The sequence below is a fragment of the Leucobacter sp. USCH14 genome (assembly GCF_037619215.1).
Lineage (GTDB): Bacteria > Actinomycetota > Actinomycetes > Actinomycetales > Microbacteriaceae > Leucobacter.
In genome coordinates this window covers 88,842-105,402 of record NZ_JAQPZP010000002.1, presented here as the reverse complement: position 1 = coordinate 105,402, position 16,561 = coordinate 88,842, and the positions used below count along the sequence as shown (strand labels likewise).

At 67.4% G+C, this 16,561-nt stretch carries 17 protein-coding genes and 1 tRNA gene; 9 read left to right on the top strand and 9 right to left on the bottom strand.

What is annotated here, in order from left to right; genetic code table 11:
* Positions 1 to 17 precede the first annotated feature (17 nt).
* Together PQI23_RS02790 and PQI23_RS02785 are read left to right on the top strand one after the other, a co-directional pair.
* On the top strand, positions 18 to 1,286 hold the full coding sequence (locus tag PQI23_RS02790) for an alpha/beta hydrolase (protein ID WP_339971345.1): 1,269 nt from the start codon (positions 18 to 20) through the stop codon (positions 1,284 to 1,286).
* Between the two features lie 9 nt (positions 1,287 to 1,295).
* Positions 1,296 to 1,781: an NUDIX hydrolase gene (locus PQI23_RS02785; protein WP_339971343.1), complete on the top strand. Its 486-nt coding sequence runs from the start codon at positions 1,296 to 1,298 to the stop codon at positions 1,779 to 1,781.
* Between the two features lie 125 nt (positions 1,782 to 1,906).
* On the opposite strand, the gene PQI23_RS02780 is transcribed toward PQI23_RS02785, so the two are convergent.
* Positions 1,907 to 2,398, bottom strand: a complete 492-nt coding sequence (locus PQI23_RS02780; RefSeq protein ID WP_339971342.1) for a DNA/RNA helicase — start codon at positions 2,396 to 2,398, stop codon at positions 1,907 to 1,909.
* A 183-nt stretch (positions 2,399 to 2,581) separates the two neighbouring features.
* On the opposite strand from PQI23_RS02780, the gene PQI23_RS02775 reads away from it, so the two are divergent.
* The gene (locus PQI23_RS02775; RefSeq protein WP_339971340.1) at positions 2,582 to 3,091 is read left to right on the top strand and encodes a peptidylprolyl isomerase; all 510 of its coding nucleotides are present in this window, start codon (positions 2,582 to 2,584) and stop codon (positions 3,089 to 3,091) included.
* Positions 3,092 to 3,103: 12 nt separating this feature from the next.
* Positions 3,104 to 4,030, top strand: coding sequence for a rhomboid family intramembrane serine protease (locus PQI23_RS02770; protein ID WP_339971338.1), 927 nt, complete (start codon positions 3,104 to 3,106; stop codon positions 4,028 to 4,030).
* A 114-nt stretch (positions 4,031 to 4,144) separates the two neighbouring features.
* Here PQI23_RS02770 and PQI23_RS02765 read toward each other — a convergent pair whose 3' ends face one another.
* Positions 4,145 to 4,420 carry a cell division protein CrgA gene (locus PQI23_RS02765; protein WP_339971336.1) on the bottom strand — a complete coding sequence of 92 codons (276 nt, stop codon included), beginning with the start codon at positions 4,418 to 4,420 and terminating at the stop codon, positions 4,145 to 4,147.
* Between the two features lie 59 nt (positions 4,421 to 4,479).
* Here PQI23_RS02765 and PQI23_RS02760 point away from each other — a divergent pair, with 59 nt between their 5' ends.
* Genes PQI23_RS02760 through PQI23_RS02750 form a run of 3 tightly spaced genes read left to right on the top strand, consistent with a single transcriptional unit; the run spans position 4,480 to position 6,049 of the window.
* Positions 4,480 to 5,259, top strand: coding sequence for a class E sortase (locus tag PQI23_RS02760; protein WP_339971334.1), 780 nt, complete (start codon positions 4,480 to 4,482; stop codon positions 5,257 to 5,259).
* A complete protein-coding gene (locus PQI23_RS02755; RefSeq protein ID WP_339971332.1) occupies positions 5,259 to 5,417 on the top strand; it encodes a hypothetical protein in 159 nt (52 codons plus the stop codon). The genes PQI23_RS02760 and PQI23_RS02755 overlap by 1 nt, the downstream gene beginning before the upstream one ends.
* Positions 5,414 to 6,049, top strand: a complete 636-nt coding sequence (locus tag PQI23_RS02750) for an anthranilate synthase component II (RefSeq protein WP_339971330.1) — start codon at positions 5,414 to 5,416, stop codon at positions 6,047 to 6,049. Before PQI23_RS02755 ends, PQI23_RS02750 begins: the two co-directional genes overlap by 4 nt.
* A gap of 44 nt (positions 6,050 to 6,093) precedes the next feature.
* Here the strand turns inward: PQI23_RS02750 and pknB are convergent, their stop codons facing one another.
* The 7 genes from pknB to PQI23_RS02715 are packed head-to-tail and all read right to left on the bottom strand — an operon-like array spanning position 6,094 to position 15,293.
* The gene (gene pknB, locus PQI23_RS02745) at positions 6,094 to 7,809 is read right to left on the bottom strand and encodes a Stk1 family PASTA domain-containing Ser/Thr kinase (protein WP_339971328.1); all 1,716 of its coding nucleotides are present in this window, start codon (positions 7,807 to 7,809) and stop codon (positions 6,094 to 6,096) included.
* A 59-nt stretch (positions 7,810 to 7,868) separates the two neighbouring features.
* Positions 7,869 to 9,680: a serine/threonine-protein kinase gene (locus tag PQI23_RS02740; protein ID WP_339971326.1), complete on the bottom strand. Its 1,812-nt coding sequence runs from the start codon at positions 9,678 to 9,680 to the stop codon at positions 7,869 to 7,871.
* Entirely contained in the window at positions 9,677 to 11,164 is a 1,488-nt protein-coding gene (locus tag PQI23_RS02735; protein WP_339971324.1) for a peptidoglycan D,D-transpeptidase FtsI family protein, read from the bottom strand. Before PQI23_RS02735 ends, PQI23_RS02740 begins: the two co-directional genes overlap by 4 nt.
* On the bottom strand, positions 11,161 to 12,558 hold the full coding sequence (locus PQI23_RS02730) for an FtsW/RodA/SpoVE family cell cycle protein (protein WP_339971322.1): 1,398 nt from the start codon (positions 12,556 to 12,558) through the stop codon (positions 11,161 to 11,163). Before PQI23_RS02730 ends, PQI23_RS02735 begins: the two co-directional genes overlap by 4 nt.
* Entirely contained in the window at positions 12,551 to 13,822 is a 1,272-nt protein-coding gene (locus PQI23_RS02725) for a Stp1/IreP family PP2C-type Ser/Thr phosphatase (RefSeq protein ID WP_339971320.1), read from the bottom strand. The genes PQI23_RS02730 and PQI23_RS02725 overlap by 8 nt, the downstream gene beginning before the upstream one ends.
* Before the next feature lie 2 nt (positions 13,823 to 13,824).
* On the bottom strand, positions 13,825 to 14,388 hold the full coding sequence (locus PQI23_RS02720; protein WP_339971318.1) for an FHA domain-containing protein FhaB/FipA: 564 nt from the start codon (positions 14,386 to 14,388) through the stop codon (positions 13,825 to 13,827).
* Entirely contained in the window at positions 14,385 to 15,293 is a 909-nt protein-coding gene (locus PQI23_RS02715; protein WP_339971316.1) for an FhaA domain-containing protein, read from the bottom strand. The genes PQI23_RS02720 and PQI23_RS02715 overlap by 4 nt, the downstream gene beginning before the upstream one ends.
* 134 nt (positions 15,294 to 15,427) lie before the next feature.
* Between PQI23_RS02715 and PQI23_RS02710 the strand changes: the two genes are divergently transcribed.
* Both PQI23_RS02710 and PQI23_RS02705 read left to right on the top strand, forming a co-directional pair.
* Positions 15,428 to 15,510, top strand: a tRNA-Leu gene (locus tag PQI23_RS02710).
* A 219-nt stretch (positions 15,511 to 15,729) separates the two neighbouring features.
* Positions 15,730 to 16,524 (top strand): ZIP family metal transporter, encoded by a 795-nt coding sequence (locus PQI23_RS02705; RefSeq protein WP_339971314.1) that lies wholly within the window; start codon positions 15,730 to 15,732, stop codon positions 16,522 to 16,524.
* The last annotated feature ends 37 nt before the right edge of the window (positions 16,525 to 16,561 follow it).

The window sequence follows — 16,561 nt, the reverse complement described above, 5'->3', positions numbered from 1 at the left end:
CCACGTACACTGGGAGCATGGACCACGGCGGGGCTTCGGGACGGCACGGCAGTCCGCCGCCGCGTGCTCGCCGCGTCGAACCGGCACCCTCCGGGCCCGACTCCGACCGTGCCGCAACGCGTGAAGCCGCGGCGCCCCAGGCGCGGGCACCGTCGCCTTCTGGGCGGGAGGATCGCCCGCCGCCCGTCTGGGCGCCCGACGTATTGGGGCCCGGCTTCGAGGCGGCGCAGCTCGATCTCGGTGAGGATGACGAGGGCCCGCTCGTCGCGACGCTGGTGCGGTCGATGCCGACGTCGCGCACGTTCATGGATCGGATGCTGCATCGCACGCGCGTGCTCGAGGATGTCGACGTCCTCTACGTGCACGGCTGGTCGGATTACTTCTTCCAGCGAACGATGGCCCGATTCTGGACGGATCGAGGTGCGCGCTTCTACGCGCTCGATCTCCGCAAGTACGGTCGGAGCCTGCGCGACGGGCAGACGCCGGGGTACATCCAGGATCTCGGCGAGTACGACCTGGAGATCGGGCTCGCACTCGACTCGATCGGGCATCCGGAGGCCGGAGCGGAGTCGGCGTCGTCTCGAGAATCCGCGCCGCCGGTAGGGGGCCGGCAGCGAAGACTCGTGCTCTTCGGGCATTCCACCGGCGGATTGATTCTGAGCCTGTGGGCCTCCACGCACTCCGGGCGTGCGGACGCGCTCGTGCTCAACAGCCCATGGCTCGAGTTCCAGCTGACGGGCGCCGGCAGACAGATGCTCGCACCACTGCTCGATCTCGGAGCTCGCTTCAACCTGCGGGACTCCGCGCCGCAGTTCGATGCCGGGCTCTACTCCCGCGCGCAGCGCGAGGTGGGGCCGAAGGACGAACTCGATGCGATCGATGAACGGTGGCGGCCGACGCGAAGCCACCCCGTGCTCACGGCGTGGCTTCGCGCGATCCTCACCGGTCATGCGCGGGTCAGTCGCGGGCTCGCCATCGATGCGCCCATCCTCATGCTGCTCTCGGCTCGCTCCGCCGTGCCGTGGCGGTGGGACGACGCGTTGACCAGCGCGGATACGGTGCTCGAGGTGGAGGAGATCGCGAAGGCGTCACTGCGCCTCGGCTCCTCGCTCACGATCGAACGGCTCGAGGGCGCGTTGCACGACGTCTTCCTCTCGCGCGATTCCGTACGGGCCGAGGCCTACCGCAGACTCGATCGCTGGATCACCGGCTGGGCTGAAACGGAGCAGAGGTCGGTGCAGCGGCCCCCGGCGCGCGCGGAGCGTGCGGAGCACCCGAACGACTAGGCTCGGATCATGGATCTTCGAGTCGCCGCCTACGCCGTCGTTGAGCGGCGCGGCAAGATCCTGCTCACGCACTGGCGGCGGGGCCACCTGCACGGCTGGACCCTTCCCGGGGGCGGCATCGAGAGCGGCGAGGATCCCCGAGACGCCGTGGTGCGCGAGGTCGCCGAGGAGACCGGGCTCGAAGCGCGTGTCGGCAAGCTTCTCGGCGTGGATTCGCGTGTGATGGTACGCGAAGAGGTTCCCGCGGGCGACGAACCCGAACTGCACACGATCCGAATCGTCTATCGTGCGACCGTCATCGACGGGCCGCTGCGCAACGAGGTCGATGGGTCATCGGATGAGGCGCGCTGGGTGGCGCTGCGCGATCTCAAATCGCTGCGCACGCTCTCGCTCGTGCAGACCGGTCTGCGGATGGCGGGTCTGAATCGGCGCCCGGCAGGTAAGCCTGGCAAGGGTGCGAACCGCCAGGGTCGCTCGGCGAAACCGCGCAAGTAGTGGGGGTGGCGGGTCGTCGCTGTTCTTGGCGCAAACGGTTCAACCGGTCAGGATCGCGGGACGTCCGCCCGAAACGACGAATGGCGCCCCGGCTGGTGAGCCGGAACGCCATTCACCGCTGCTGATCAGTTCTCGGGGGCGACCCAGAGTTCGTCATCGGTGCGGAAGGCCTGCCACAGCGCGTACCCCACTCCGACGGCAGCAGCCACGCCGAGCCCCAACGCCACGACACCGCCCTTGCTCTTCTTGGGCTTCAGGTAGCCGGAGCGCTCTCCGAATCCGCGCACCTTCTTCGCGGCCTTCGGGTTGTCGATCTCATCCAGCGTCCGGATCGTGCGCGCGAGCGCACTCGCCACGATCGGTGTCGTCGCCCGCTGCACCGTCCGCGCCGCACGGCGTGCGGTCGCGACGCCACGGTCCAGCGTCGGGCGCACCGCCTCGAGAGCGCCGTCGACGCGCGGCATGAGATGCTCATCGCTGAGGTGACGGGCCTGTCCGCCGGCCTGCCCGAGCACCTCCCCGGCGTGCCCCAGCACGACGCGCTGCTGATCGAGCAGCTCCTGGGCGTTCTTCCGCAACTTCCGGAGTTCGCGGCGGCGCTTACGTGAGAGATTCATTCGTATCCTCCTTGCTCGACGAGGCAATCCTTTGAGCCATATCACCCGTAGCCTCCACGCTACACCGATCCCGACCGCAGGCGGCGGGATCACGCGCGAGAACCGCGGGTTGTCAGGGTTTCTCAGGCTCCGAAGGGCCTTGACAACACTTTCTTCCCACCCCCCGCGGCCTACACTGGTCGCATGACGATTCACTCCTCAGTAGCCACCATCCACACGAACCACGGCGACATCGTCGTCAACCTCTTCGGTGACCACGCCCCGAAGACGGTGAAGAATTTCGTAGATCTCGCTGAGAAGGGTTTCTACGACGGCGTCATCTTCCACCGCATCATTCCGAACTTCATGATCCAGGGCGGCGACCCCACCGGTACCGGCACGGGCGGCCCCGGATACACCTTCGATGATGAGATCCACCCCGAGCTGACCTTCAACGAGCCCTACCAGTTGGCGATGGCGAACGCGGGCAAGCGCCCCGACATGACCGGCCGCCTCGCGGGCACCAATGGTTCGCAGTTCTTCATCACGACGACCGCCCCCGACTGGCTGAACGGCAAGCACACCATTTTCGGTGTGGTCGCGGATGACGCATCGAAGGCCGTGGTCGACACGATCTCCAATGTGCAGACCGGCGCACAGGATCGCCCGGTGGAGGACGTCGTCATCTCCGGCGTCGACATCGCTGCAGCGTAAGGACGATCGCAGGTGACGAACGGGTCGGGGCCGGTGTACGGCGAACGCGTCGAACCCGGCCCCGACGACGTGTGCTACCGGCACCCGGGAGTGCGCAGCTTCGCTCTGTGCCAGCGGTGCGGGCGCACGATCTGCGGAGACTGCCAGGTCGTGTCGGCCGTCGGCGTGCTCTGCCCCGAGTGCACGAAGGAGCTGCGGGCTCCGGCGACGAAGCGCGCGGCTCGATCCACTCGAGTGGCGGGTCGCAGGATCGCCGCGATGGACGCCCCCGTGACGTATGGGATCATGATCCTGTGCGCCGTCGTGTTCGTCGCGCAATGGGTGAGTGCGACCTTCGGCGGGAACGAGGTGACGGCGGCGCTCTGGTACGCACCGCTGTACTCGATGCCCGGGGCCTTCGAGCCCTGGCGCATGCTGACCGTGATGTTCACGCATTCGCCGACCTTCTTCCTCCACATCCTCTTCAACCTGTATGCGCTCTGGCTGTTCGGCAGAAATCTCGAGCAGACGATCGGGCGGGCGGCATTCGCGGTGCTCTACGTGTTCGCCGGTGTGGGCGGATCGCTGGGTGTCATGATGTGGGCCTACTTCGAGCCGCAGTCTCTCGTATCGCCGACAGTGGGCGCCTCCGGCGCGATCTTCGGCGTCCTCGCTGCGACGCTCGTCGCGATGCGGGCGGCGCGGGTGAATATCACCTCGCTCGCCGTGCTCATCGCGATCAACTTCGCATTCGGTCTCATCCCCGGTGCCGCAATCTCATGGCAGGCGCATCTCGGCGGGATGGTTGCGGGTGCGGCCACCATGTGGCTGCTGCTCGCCACGCGAGGTCCCCGGCGACGCACGCAGCGGATCACCGGTCTCGTCGCGCTCGGCGCGCTCCTGGTGCTGCTTTCGGGAGCGTACTTCTTCGCGGCTCCGGCGGCGGGTTTCATCGGGTGAGGATTATGGATAACTGACTGAGGCCCGGCATCTGCCGGGCCTCAGTCAGTTATCCACAGGTTCATCCCCACCTGGGGAGGAACTACACCGGTGTGATTCACATCGGTTGTCGCGCTACTTCCACCACGGCGTCATGAGGAAGCCCACGAGCACCAGGCCGAAGCCGATGAAGATGTTGGCCTGGCCGAAGGCGGGAATGGGCAGCTGCAGGGTCGAGCTGGTGATGTAGTAGAGCACGATCCACACGAGACCGAGCAGCATGAAGCCGAACATGACGGGCTTGAACCAGACGGGGTTCGGAGCGTCCTTGCGCGCGGCCGCAGCATCCGCACGATTCTGTGCAACCTCGGCCGAATTCCGCTTGCTTACATTCTTTCCAGCTGCTGCCATGGGTGACAGTCTACCTGGAACCTGGCCGGCACCCAGTGAGCGCGCTTTAGAATGTGAGGGTGAACGAGACAGTCAGGAGAGGCCGCCGTCGCCGTCGTGCGAGGTTGAGCCCGTTGACGGTGATCGGCGAACTGCTGCTGGTCGGGGGTCTCGCGGTGATGGGGTACATCGTGTGGCAGCCCTGGCACACCGGCGTCGGCGTCACCGCGAAGCAGACCGACCTCTCCGAAGAGGATTCGGCACGGTGGGACAGTGAGGCGTCTGCGGCGCCCTTCGACGGGGTCGTTCCGGTGACTGCTCGACCCGACGCAGCCGAGGTCTTCGCGGTGCTGCGGGTGCCCTCGTTCGGCACGACCTACGCCAATCGTGTGGCGGAGACGACTGACTGGGACACGGTCCTCAATCTGGACGACAAGGGGATCGGCCACTACGAGGCCACGCAGATGCCGGGCGAAGCGGGCAACTTCGCACTCGCCGGGCACCGCTCCGGGCCGCTCATCAACTCGTTCCGCGAGGTCATGAATCTGAGGATCGGCGACCCGCTGTTCGTGGAGACGGCCGACGGCTGGTACACCTATCGCTTCCGCTCGATCGAATACGTCACGCCCGATGAGGTCGATGTGCTCAATCCGTTCCCGCGTCTCGAGGGGACGCCGGGCGACGACCAGATCCTGACACTCACCACCTGCCACCCGAAGATGGCGGGGAGCGACGAGCGAGCGATCGCGTACTCCGTGTACGAGGGTTTCCAGCCGCGCTCCGACGGGCCTCCGCAGGAGCTCCTCGAACTCAATCCGACGATGGGCGCGACGCAAGCGCTGAGAGGGGATCAGGAATAGTGTTCTCGATACTCTGGCGCTTCTTTCCCGGACCGGCGTGGTTGCGCGTCATCGTGCTGCTCCTCGTTGCGGCGGCCATCGTGTACGCGTTGATCGCGTACGTCTATCCCTGGGTCGCCACGCAGATGCCGGGCGAGGAAGTAACGGTCAACACGTGAGCAAGATTCTAGTCATCGACAACTACGACAGTTTCGTCTACACGCTGAACGGGTACCTGCAGCAGTTGGGTGCCGAGACGCACGTGATGCGGAACGACGAAGTGACGCCGGCCGCGCTCGAAGCGCTCGTCGCCGAGTACGACGGTGTGCTGATCTCGCCCGGGCCGGGCACCCCTGCCGATGCCGGCGTTTCGATCGCGATGGTCGACCTCGCCCTGCGCACCGGCGTTCCGCTGCTGGGGGTGTGCCTCGGGCACCAGGCGATCGCCGAGGCTCTGGGTGGAACCGTCACGCACGCCGAGGAGCTGATGCACGGCAAAGTGTCGCGCGTGCAGCACACCGACGACCCGTTCTTCGACGGCGTGGCACCCGAGTTCGATGCGACGCGGTACCACTCGCTCGCAGTGGTGCGAGACACCGTACCGGAGAGCCTAATGATCACCGCCGAGACCGCGAGCGGCATCGTCATGGCCTTCCGCCACCGCGAGCTCCCGATCTACGGCGTGCAGTACCACCCCGAGTCGGTGCTCACCGAGGGCGGGTATCAGCAGCTCGGCAATTGGCTGGACGTCGTGGGTGTACCGAACGCGTCCGAGGTCGCGCGAACACTGTCGCCGCTCCTCGTCGACTGATCACTGCGCTCCGAGAGACCGTGGCAGTGGTCAGTCGAAGCTGATCAGCCGGAGCAGTACTTGAGCGTGAGGTCCGACCGCTGCGCCTGCGATCCGACGATCGACTGCTCGATGATCGGGTATCCCTCGACGGTGGGGCACGACGGCTCAGGCGTATAGGTCACGTTGAGGCCGAGGCTCTCGACCATCGACTTCGCCACCTGCATGGGCTGCGTGACGACATCGGGGATCTGCACGTTTCCGCTCGAGACGACCATCTCTATGCCGGTGCCCGACTGCACCTCGGTACCGGGTTCGGGGCTCACGCTCAAGACCCGCCCGGCGGCCTCGGTTGCATCGTCGCGCTTGGAGACGATACCCACGGTGAGGCCGAGATCTTCGAGCTTTTCGCGATAATCGTCTTCCGACATCCGGCCGATGGAGGGAACCTTGGCGGTCTCCGGGCCGGTCGAGACGTAGACGGTGATGCTGTCACCCGCGGTCAGCACCGACCCCGCCTCGGGAACGGTGGAGATGACGTGGTCGTTCGCGACGGTGTCGCTCGTCTGCTCGACGCTGATCGTGGTGAGCTCGAGCTCGCGCAACCTGTCGAGGGCCTCGCCGCTCTGCATATCGACCAGCTCGGGGACCTCGCGCGAGGAATCCGGAAGGAACTCCTGCGGCGCGAGGGTGACCAACCAGAAGACGACGGCGGCGATGACGGCGCCGATCGTCAAGATGGCCGCCCACGTCCACATCACCGGCGGGCGGCTCTGCGTGCGAGTCGCTCCGCCGCCGTCGGAGAGCTGCCGGAGCGCGAGGTCCGACTCCGACACTTCTTCGCCGCCCGAGAACAGCACCGTGTCCTGTTGCTGCACCGCGAGCTTCGGCATTCGGCCGTTCGCCGCTTCACGCAGGGCTTCGCGGAACTCGGATGCCGACTGGAAGCGCTTGGCGCGATCCTTGGCGAGACCGTAGAGCACGACGCGATCGAGCTCCGGCGTCACCTCGGGCTCGCGATCGCTCGGCGGCTTGGGCCGTTCGCTCACGTGCTGGTAGGCGACCGCTACCGCAGTGTCGCCGCGGAACGGGACATCGCCGGTGAGCAGCTCGTAGAGCATGACCGCGGTGGAGTACAGATCCGTGCGCGCGTCGATCGATTCGCCCTTGGCCTGCTCGGGGGAGAAGTACGCCGCGGTACCGAGGATCGCGGTCGTCTCCTGCAGCGTCGAAGAGGTGTCGGAGACGGCTCGGGCGATGCCGAAGTCCATGACCTTCACCTGACCACTCTTGGTGATCATGATGTTCGCGGGCTTGATGTCGCGGTGCACGATGCCCGCGCGGTGCGAGTACTCCAGCGCTGTGAGCACCGAGTCGACGACGCGGCAGGCCTCGGATTGCGAGAGTCGGCCCTCGGCCTCGAGCTGTCGCAGGTTCGTGCCCTCGACGTACTCCATGACGATGAAGGGCAGGCGCTTCGGGCCGTCGGCGGTCTGGATCAGGTCGTCGCCCGCGTCGAACACGCGGACCACGGTCGGGTGCGCCATGCGCGACGCGGACTGCGCCTCTTGACGGAAGCGCGAACGGAACTGCGCATCGCCCGCGAGATCGGCTTTCATCACCTTGATGGCGACCTGACGCCCGAGTTTGGTGTCGGTTCCCCGATACACCGTCGCCATGCCACCCTGGCCGACGAACTCCCCGATCGCGTACCGGCCGGCGAGAATTCGCTGTTCGCCGACGTCGGCCGTTTCGGGCATGTTCACCTCTTCCGTGGTCATGGAGTACCGTCCTCAGTTTAACGCGATGCGAACCGGGTGTTCGCCGTGTGGCCGAGCTGTTATCCGTCGTCGCCGTTCGCACCCGAGTTCGCGCCGCCGTTCGGGCCGTTCGCTCCGTTCGAACCCGAATTGGATCCGCCCGAGCCGCCGCCCGAACCCGCGCTCGGCGCTTCCTCGGGTGCCTCGACGGCTACCGAGAGATCGGGCGAAGCGGGCGAGACGCGCTCGGTCCCGTTGCCCTGGCAGGAGACGGTGTAGTTCACGGTGATCGTGCCTCCCGCGTCGGGCTCCTCGGCGACGAGGTTGGCCGTCGTTCCGGAGATGCTCGCGAGGCTGCCGTCGCCCGAGACGGTGACGTCGTAGTTCGACACCTGCATGCCCGTGGGGCACACGTAGGTGGGCAGCGAGACCGTGAACGACGCGCCCGACTTGACCGAGCTCGGGCCGGTCGGTGCTCCAGGCGCAGGGGCCTCGCCGTAGGCGACGTTGTACGTCAGCGTGATCGGCTCATCGAGGGGCACGCTGCTCCCCGTCGGGTTGACGGACGTCACGAGGTTCACCTGGTCATCGGGTGCCTGGTTTCCCGGAGCAGTGGTGACGTTGGTGAAGCCGAGGCTCTGCAGGTACCCGACCGCTTCATCGACGTTGCGCCCGACGACTTCGTCGCCGTCGACCACGCCCGTGGTCGGCTCCGGCGGCGTCGTCTCCGTCGGCGTCGTCGTGCGCGTCGGCGTCGAGGTGGTCGGAGGCTGGTCGGCGTCGCCGTTGTTGTTCAGCAGGGCGATGGCCGTGCCGCCGCCGATCAGCAGGAGCAGCACCAGCAAGGTGATGAGCGGCCAGGTCCACGGGCTGCGCTTCTTCTTCTTCGGCTCCTCCTCGGCGACCGTCTCGTCGTCGTCGCCGTTCGCCTCGAGCGCGGTCGCACCGGCGAGGGCGGTGGTCTGCGGAAGGGCGGTCGTGGCGGCGTCGGACACCGACGTCTGCGGCAGCGCCATCGTCGCGGGCTGGCTGTCGCCGAGCACCTGGGGGACGTAGCTCGCGGCGAGCTGCACGTCGCCGCGGTGGAGCGCCGTCGCCGCTTGCGCAAGCTTGGCAGCGGTCATCGGTCGACCGGCCGCGTCCTTCGCGAGGCACGCGAGCACGAGGTTGCGCACGGGCTCGGGGATGTCGCTCGGAAGGTCAGGCGGAGTGTCGTTGATCTGCGCCATCGCGATGGCGACCTGCGACTCGCCGGTGAACGGACGCTTGCCGGCGAGGCACTCGTACGCGACGACTCCGAGGGAGTAGATGTCCGTCGCGGCGGTGGCGGTGTGCCCGCTCGCCTGCTCCGGTGCGAGGTACTGCACGGTGCCCATCACCTGACCGGTCGCGGTGAGCGGCACCTGGTCGGCGATCCTCGCGATCCCGAAGTCGGTGATCTTCACGCGCCCTTCCGGGGTGATGAGGAGGTTGCCGGGCTTGATGTCGCGGTGCACGAGGCCCGCGTCGTGAGCGGCCTGCAACGAGGTCGCCGTCTGCGCGACGATGCCGAGCACCCGGTTCGCGGGAAGGCGTCCCTCTCGATCGATGATCGCGGAGAGCGGTTCACCGGGCACGAGCTCCATGACGATGTACGCGGAGCCCTGCTCCTCACCGTAGTCGAACACGTTGGCGATGCCCTCGTGGTTCACGAGGGCGGCGTGGCGGGCCTCGGCGCGGAAGCGCTCGAGGAAGCCCGGATCCCCCATGTACTCGTCTTTGAGGATCTTGATGGCGACGGTGCGGCCGATAATGCTGTCGGTCGCCTTCCAGACCTCACCCATGCCACCGACGGCGATCCTCGAGCTGAGCTCGTAGCGTCCGCCGAATGTGATCCCTGCCGCTGGCCTCATTCGCTCAACACCGCTTCCATTACTCGTTTTCCAACAGCCGTGGGAAGCTCGAACGAGCCCCCCTCATTTCCGAAGTTCGCGCCGCCGCCGTCGGCGATCACAACGGCTACCGCGACCTCCGGGTCCTCCACCGGTGCGAAACCAGTGAACCACAGCGTAAAGGGAAGGTCATTCCCATCCTCGTCCGTGCCGTTCTCCGCCGTGCCCGTCTTCCCGGCGACCCGCACGCCGTCAATGGCGGCGTTCTGCGCGAGTCCCTCGGGCTTGTTCACGCCGTGTTCCATCATGCCCGCGACCGCGTCGGCGGTCTCCTTCGAGATGGGCTGGCTGAACTGCTCCGGAGCGTACTCCTTCTCGACGGTCAGATCGGGCGTGATGACCTTGTCGACGAGGTACGGCTTCATCACGGTGCCGCCGTTCGCGATGCCGGCGGAGACCATCGCGATCTGCAGCGGCGTGGCGCGCACGTCCTGCTGACCGATCGACGAGAGCGCGACCTGCGCCTTGCTCTCGGGAACCGGCGACTGGCTCGGCGTCACCGGAGTCGGAATGGCGATCTCCTGTTCGAATCCGAACTTCGCGGCCATGTCGGGCACCGCGTTGTCGTCCATCTTCGTGGTCATCTCCGCGATCGGAATGTTGCAGGAAAGTACGAGCGCCTGATCGAGCGTCGCCTTGTCGCCTGAACCGCACGTGCTGCGAGACGCGTTCTGCAGCACCGAGCTCGACTGGGGCAGGGTCCACTGCGCCGGGTTGTCGAACTCCGTCGACGGAGTGGCCACGCCCGCTTCGATCGCCGCAGCGGCCGAGATCAGCTTGTACACCGATCCCGGGTGGTACAGGTCGCCGGCGATGGCGCGGTTCTGCAACGGCTGCGACGGGTCGTCGTTGAGCTGACGGTAGTTGGTGATGATGTCGGCGTCGTTGTTGCTCGAGAGCGCGTTCGGGTCGAAGCCGGGCGTCGAGGTGAGCGCGAGGACCTTGCCGGTCTTCGGCTCCAGCGCGACGACGGCGCCCTCGAATCCGTTCTCCGTCATCGCCGTGTACGCGGCCTCCTGGGCGGCCGGGTCGATCGTGGTCTCGATCGAGCTGCCCTGCGGCTCGACGCCGTTGAGCGTGTTCATGATGCGCGTGAAGAACTGCGCGTTGCCGCTTCCCGAGAGGTCCTGGTTCATCGCGGCCTCGAGGCCGGTCATGCCCTGAGTGCGCGAGAAGTAGCCGGTCAGGGGTGCGTACATCGGTCCGTCCGCGTACTGGCGCACGTACTGGAAGTCGTCGTCCGTGGGCGTGGAGTAGGCGACGGGGTCGCCATCGACGAGGATCGCGCCGCGTTCGACCTTGTAGCTGTTCATGAGCGCGCGCGAGTTCAGCGCGTTGGCGCGCAGGTCGTCGGCCTGGACGAACTGGACCATCGTCACGGAGAAGAAGAGCACGATGAACATGCCGAAGACGGCGCGGGTGATGAGCTTGAGGGGCTTGTTCATGCGCGAATCACCAGTTTCGGTCGGTTGCGAACCGAGTTCGAGAGGAGGATCAGGAGGGCGATGATGATCCAGTTCGAGACGAGCGAAGATCCGCCCGCCGCGAGGAAGGGCGCGGTGAGGCCCGTGAGCGGGATCACCCGGGTGACGCCGCCGACGACGATGAAGACCTGGAACGCGATGGTGAACGCCAGGCCCGCGGAGAGCAGCTTGCCGAAGTCGTCGTGCCCGGCGAATCCGATGCGCAGCCCGCGGGAGACGAGCAGCAGATATGCGGCGAGGATCACGAAGAGCCCGATCAGGCCGAGCTCTTCACCGAGGCTCGGAATGATGTAGTCGCTGAACGAGAGCGGGGTCACCGCGGGATAGCCCTGGCCCAGCCCGGTGCCGGTCATGCCGCCGTTCGCCATTCCGAACAGGCCCTGCACCATCTGGTAACTCGCGCCGTTGGGATCCGCGAACGGGTCGAGCCAGTTCGCGAAGCGGTTGCCGACGTAGCTCAACGTCTGGCTCGCGAGCAGGCCGCCCGCGAGGAAGAGGCCGAGACCGAGAATGATCCAGCCGATCCTGCCCGTCGCGAGATACAGCATCGAGAGGAAGAGACCGAAGTAGAGCAGCGAGGTGCCGAGGTCGCGCTGGAAGACGAGCACGGACATCGCGGCGAGCCAGAAGACGATCAGCGGGCCGAGGTCGCGCGCGCGCGGGAAGCGGATGCCGAGAATCTTCTTGCCCGCCATCGCGAGCGAATCGCGGCTGCGCACCAGGTACCCGGCGAAGAAGACGGCGAGCAGGATCTTGGCGATCTCGCCCGGCTGGAAGGAGAAGCCGCCGATGTTGATCCAGACCCTCGCGCCGTTCAGCGTCTGGCCGATGCCGGGGAGCATCGGCAGCAGCAGGAGCACGACCGCCCCGAGTCCGGTGAGGTACGTGTACCGGAAGAGCACCATGTGATTGCGGATCACCCAGAGCACCACGATCGCAGCGACGATCGCGACGGTCGACCACAGCAGTTGCCGGACGGGATCGGCTTCCGGCTCGTCGAACGAGATCCGGTGGATCATCGCAACGCCCACGACGTTGAGCATCGCCGCGATCGGCATGATCAGGGGATCGGCATCGGGAGCGATGCGGCGGATGGTGAGGTGCAGACCGAGGAGGGCGACGACGAACGCGATGCCCATCGGCAGGAGCTTCGTCGACGGGGCCCCACCGACGGTGAGGTCGATGATGACGATCGCGCCGACGCCGATGGCGATCGCGAAGACGAGCAGCGACAGCTCGAGCGCCTGCAGCTTGCGGGGGGCGCGGAGTGCCGTGATGCGCTGCAGCACGGTCTCGCTGGTACGGGTCTTCTCGAACGTGCGGGCGTCCTTGCCGCCGGATTGAGCGTCACTCATCGGTGTCCCCCAATCGCAGCACGATGTCGCGCGCCTCCTCGAGAGAACCGGCCGTCAGCGTCCGTTTGACCTGGCGCTGCTCGAGACCATCGAGGTCTTCGAGCGGAATCTCCGTATCCTCGGCGACCGAGTAGAGCGAGAGCGCCCCGATGTTCTGCTGCACGCCCTGGTAGATGATCACCGTTCGATCGTCCGTGCCGACGAAGTACCGCGTCTGAGTCCACTGGTACCCGACGAGCAGGGCACCGCCGATGGCGACCAGCACGGCGATCGCGCCGAACGCCCACAGCAGCCGCCTGCGGCGGTTGCGGCGCTTCGTCTCCGCGATGAGCTCGGCGAGGTACTCGTCCACCCGAGACTCGAAGTGGCTCTCCTCGACGACCGGCGCCTTGCGCACCGCGCGCTTGCGGCTGAGGAGGCGGTTGCGGGCCGTCGATGTCGTGCCGTCCATCGCGGCCTCGGTCGTGGCGGCCGAGCCGGCGAAGCGCCGGCCCTCCTGCTTGAGCTCGAGGGTATCGCCCGGGTCGACGGCGGGGGCGGCCACGGTCTCGACGAGCACGACCGTGACGTTGTCGGGGGCGCCGTGCGACAGGCTCTTGTCGATGAGCGCGTCCACGCCGCCCTGCAGCGATGAGCGCCGCCGCAGGATCTTCTCGATGTCGCTGTCGTCGACGTACCCGCAGAGGCCGTCGGAGCAGAGCAGCCACACGTCGCCCGGCTGCGTGTCGACCACCTGGGTATCGACCTGCGGCGAGGAATCGACATCGCCGAGCACGCGCATCAGCACTGAGCGGCGCGGGTGGGTCTTCGCCTCCTCCTCGGTGATCTTGCCGCTGTCGACGAGACGCTGCACGAAGGTGTGATCCTTGGTGATCTGCTGCAGCGCGTCGTCGCGCAGCAGATACAGGCGGGAATCGCCGATGTGGCCGATGGCCAACTGATCCTCCACCGGAATGATCCCCGTGAAGGTCGTACCCATGCCCGCGAGCTCGGGACGGTCGCGCACGGTGGAGCGCAGCTTCGTATTGGTGTCGAGGATCGCCGTGCGCAGCACATTGGTCATCGCCTCGGGGCTGCCCGTCGGCGGCACATCGAGCTCGGACAGCGTCTTCGCCGCGATCGCGGAGGCGACATCGCCGCCCGCGTGGCCGCCCATGCCGTCGGCGACCAGGTAGATGTGATCGCCGGCGAAGGCGGAATCCTGGTTGTTCGACCGCACCATGCCCACGTGGGAGCCGATGGCGCTCTCATACGCGACCGTCACGCTCAGGGCCTCAGCTCGAAGGTGGTCGTGCCGATGGTGACGGGCGTGAACGGGGGAACGGGCACCGACTTGGTCACGCGAGCACCATCGAGGCGGGTGCCGTTCGTGGAGTCGAGGTCGGTGAGGATCCACTCGTCGCCGGTGCGCGCGAGACGCGCGTGATAGGTGGACGTGTACTCGTCGACGATGACGAGGGTGGAATCGCTGCTGCGGCCGATGGTGACGAGGTCGTCGTCGAGCACGATCGAGGTGCCCGAGGCGACTCCGGAGGTGATGACGAGGTGCTTGGGGGCGCCGAGCCCGCCGGCGGACGGCAGAGCTCCGCCGCTGGGCGTGATCGCGGGCGGTCCCGTCGACACCTGCGGTGCGGCCGGAGCGGAGGATCGTTGGGATGCCGCGGGCGACACCGTCTGCACCGACGGAGCCGACGCGGATCCATCGCCCTTCATACGACGCACCGGAGCTCCGAAGAGGTCGCTGCGCAGGGCGTAGACGATGGCGAATATGAAGATCCACAGCACCAGCAGGAAGCCGATGCGCAGGATCAGGAGGGTGAGTTCGCTCACAGGCCTCTCCAGAAGTCTTCGTCGATGCCCGGGGCCGCATCGCGTGCGGGGCTCGGGTTCGTCGTACGTGGGGCACCGCGCTCGGCGCCTCGGTCGGGTGAGTCTGCATTGCGGGGAGCGGGGCCGGCGCTGGGCGGGGCGCTCGGGAGATCTGCGGGGGAGGCGGAGCGTTGCGACGGCGCCTCGCGTCTGGTCGACTGCACCCGCGTCGCCGCGGGAGGCGCCGTCCGGCGGGCCGATTCGCGGCCCGGGACGAGCTGGAACTGGAGGCTCGTCTGACCGATGGTGATGACGGTTCCGGGGGAGAGAGCGGCCTCGCGGAAGCGCTGCCCGTTGATCTTGGACCCGTTCGTCGAGCCGAGGTCGCGGGCGATGCCGGCCGCTCCGTCCCAGATCAGTTCGAGGTGCTTGCGCGACGCCGCGTTATCGCTGATGCGAATGCCGCAGTCGCTGCCCCGGCCGACCGTGGTCGTTCCACGGCTCAACTCGTGCCGCGTGCCGTCGACATCAATGGCGGCGACCCAGTCGACGGCGCCCTCGACGCGCGACGCGTCGACCTGCAGTACGCCGACGGTGATCGAGCCGTCGCTGCGGATCTCGACGTCTGGCTCGCCCAGCAGTTGGTAGCTCTGACGCTTCGCGTGCTTCGTGATGACGCCGCGCAGCTCTTGGCCGAGCGTGCTGCCGAGCTGGTAGAGCCGATCGGCGTCCTTCTCGGAGACGCGGACGACGAAGCGGTTGGGAGCGAGCACGCGATCGCGGTCGACCACGACGGCGCCGATGTCGAGCTCGCGCTTGAGCGCCGAGGCGATCTCCACCGGTTGCACTCCGGAGCGGAACGTGCGCGCGAACGCGCCGTTGACGGCTCGCTCGAGCCCCCGCTCGACGCTGTCCAGAATGCCCACGTGCCGTGTCGTCCCTTCGTCTGCCTCGGACGGCGCCCAAGGCGGTTTGGTTTAGTTTAGCCCGCTTTGGTGAGTCGGGCTTCGGCTGCTAAGCTAGGGGAGTTGTCTGAGTGGAAGCGCTCAGGAAACGACTCGCGCGAGTGGCGGAATGGCAGACGCGCTGGCTTCAGGTGCCAGTGCCCGCAAGGGCGTGGGGGTTCAAGTCCCCCCTCGCGCACGAGAGAAGCGCTCGGTTCCTTCGGGGATCGGGCGCTTTCGCGTTTTCGGGCGATGCCGCGCAGCGCCCCCGCAGTCCTGTTCGCGCAGTGGATCCGCGCTCATGCAGGAGACCTTTGCCGTAGGCGACCGCGTGATGCCGAATCCACTGCGCGACGCGGCGCCGGAGCGGGGCGCCGGGAGCGCAATACCCCGACGGGTGCGCGCGTCGAGGAGTAGCGTGGCCCCGAGACCGAACGGACGAACGGGGGTGCCGATGATTCCGATGTGGCTGCAGGCCCTGTGGTGGGGGTTCGTGGGCGGAGCCGCGCTGATCCTCGGAGCGTTCGTCGCCTGGAAGTGGCGGATCCCTCCGAAAGCGGTGTCCACGATCATGGCGTTCGGCGCCGGCGTGCTCATCTCTGCCCTGGCGTTCGAACTGGTCGACGAGGCTGCCGAGGGCGGCGGATTGATTCCGACCGTCGCCGGCTTCCTCGCCGGGGCCGTCATCTTCGTAGCTGCGAACGCCGTTCTCGCCCGAAAGGGGGCGCGGCACCGGAAGCGCTCGGGCGACCGTCAGAAGAGCGAATCGGAGCAGCCGGGCAGCGGCACCGCGATCGCGGTGGGCGCCCTGCTCGACGGCGTTCCCGAGTCGCTCGTGCTCGGGCTGGGGCTCGTGACGTCGGGCGCGGTGAGCCCGGCGATGCTCGTCGCCGTCTTCATCTCGAACGTGCCCGAGGGCCTCTCGAGCAGTGCCGGCATGAAGCGAGCGGGGCGCAGCGCCGCATACGTCTTCGGAGTGTGGAGCGTCATCGCGGTGCTGTCGGGCGTGTCGGCGGCGGCGGGATTCCTGCTGCTCGACGGCGCACCGGCCGAGCTGATCGCGTTCATCACGGCGCTCGCCGCAGGAGCGATCCTGGCCATGCTCTCCGACTCGATGATCCCGGAGGCCTTCGAGAACGACCACCTGCTGACAGGGCTCACCACGGCCCTGGGCTTCGCCGTCGCGTTCACCGTTCACTCGCTCGGGGGCTGAGGCATCCGCCGCACCTCCCGACCGGGAACCAGGTCGT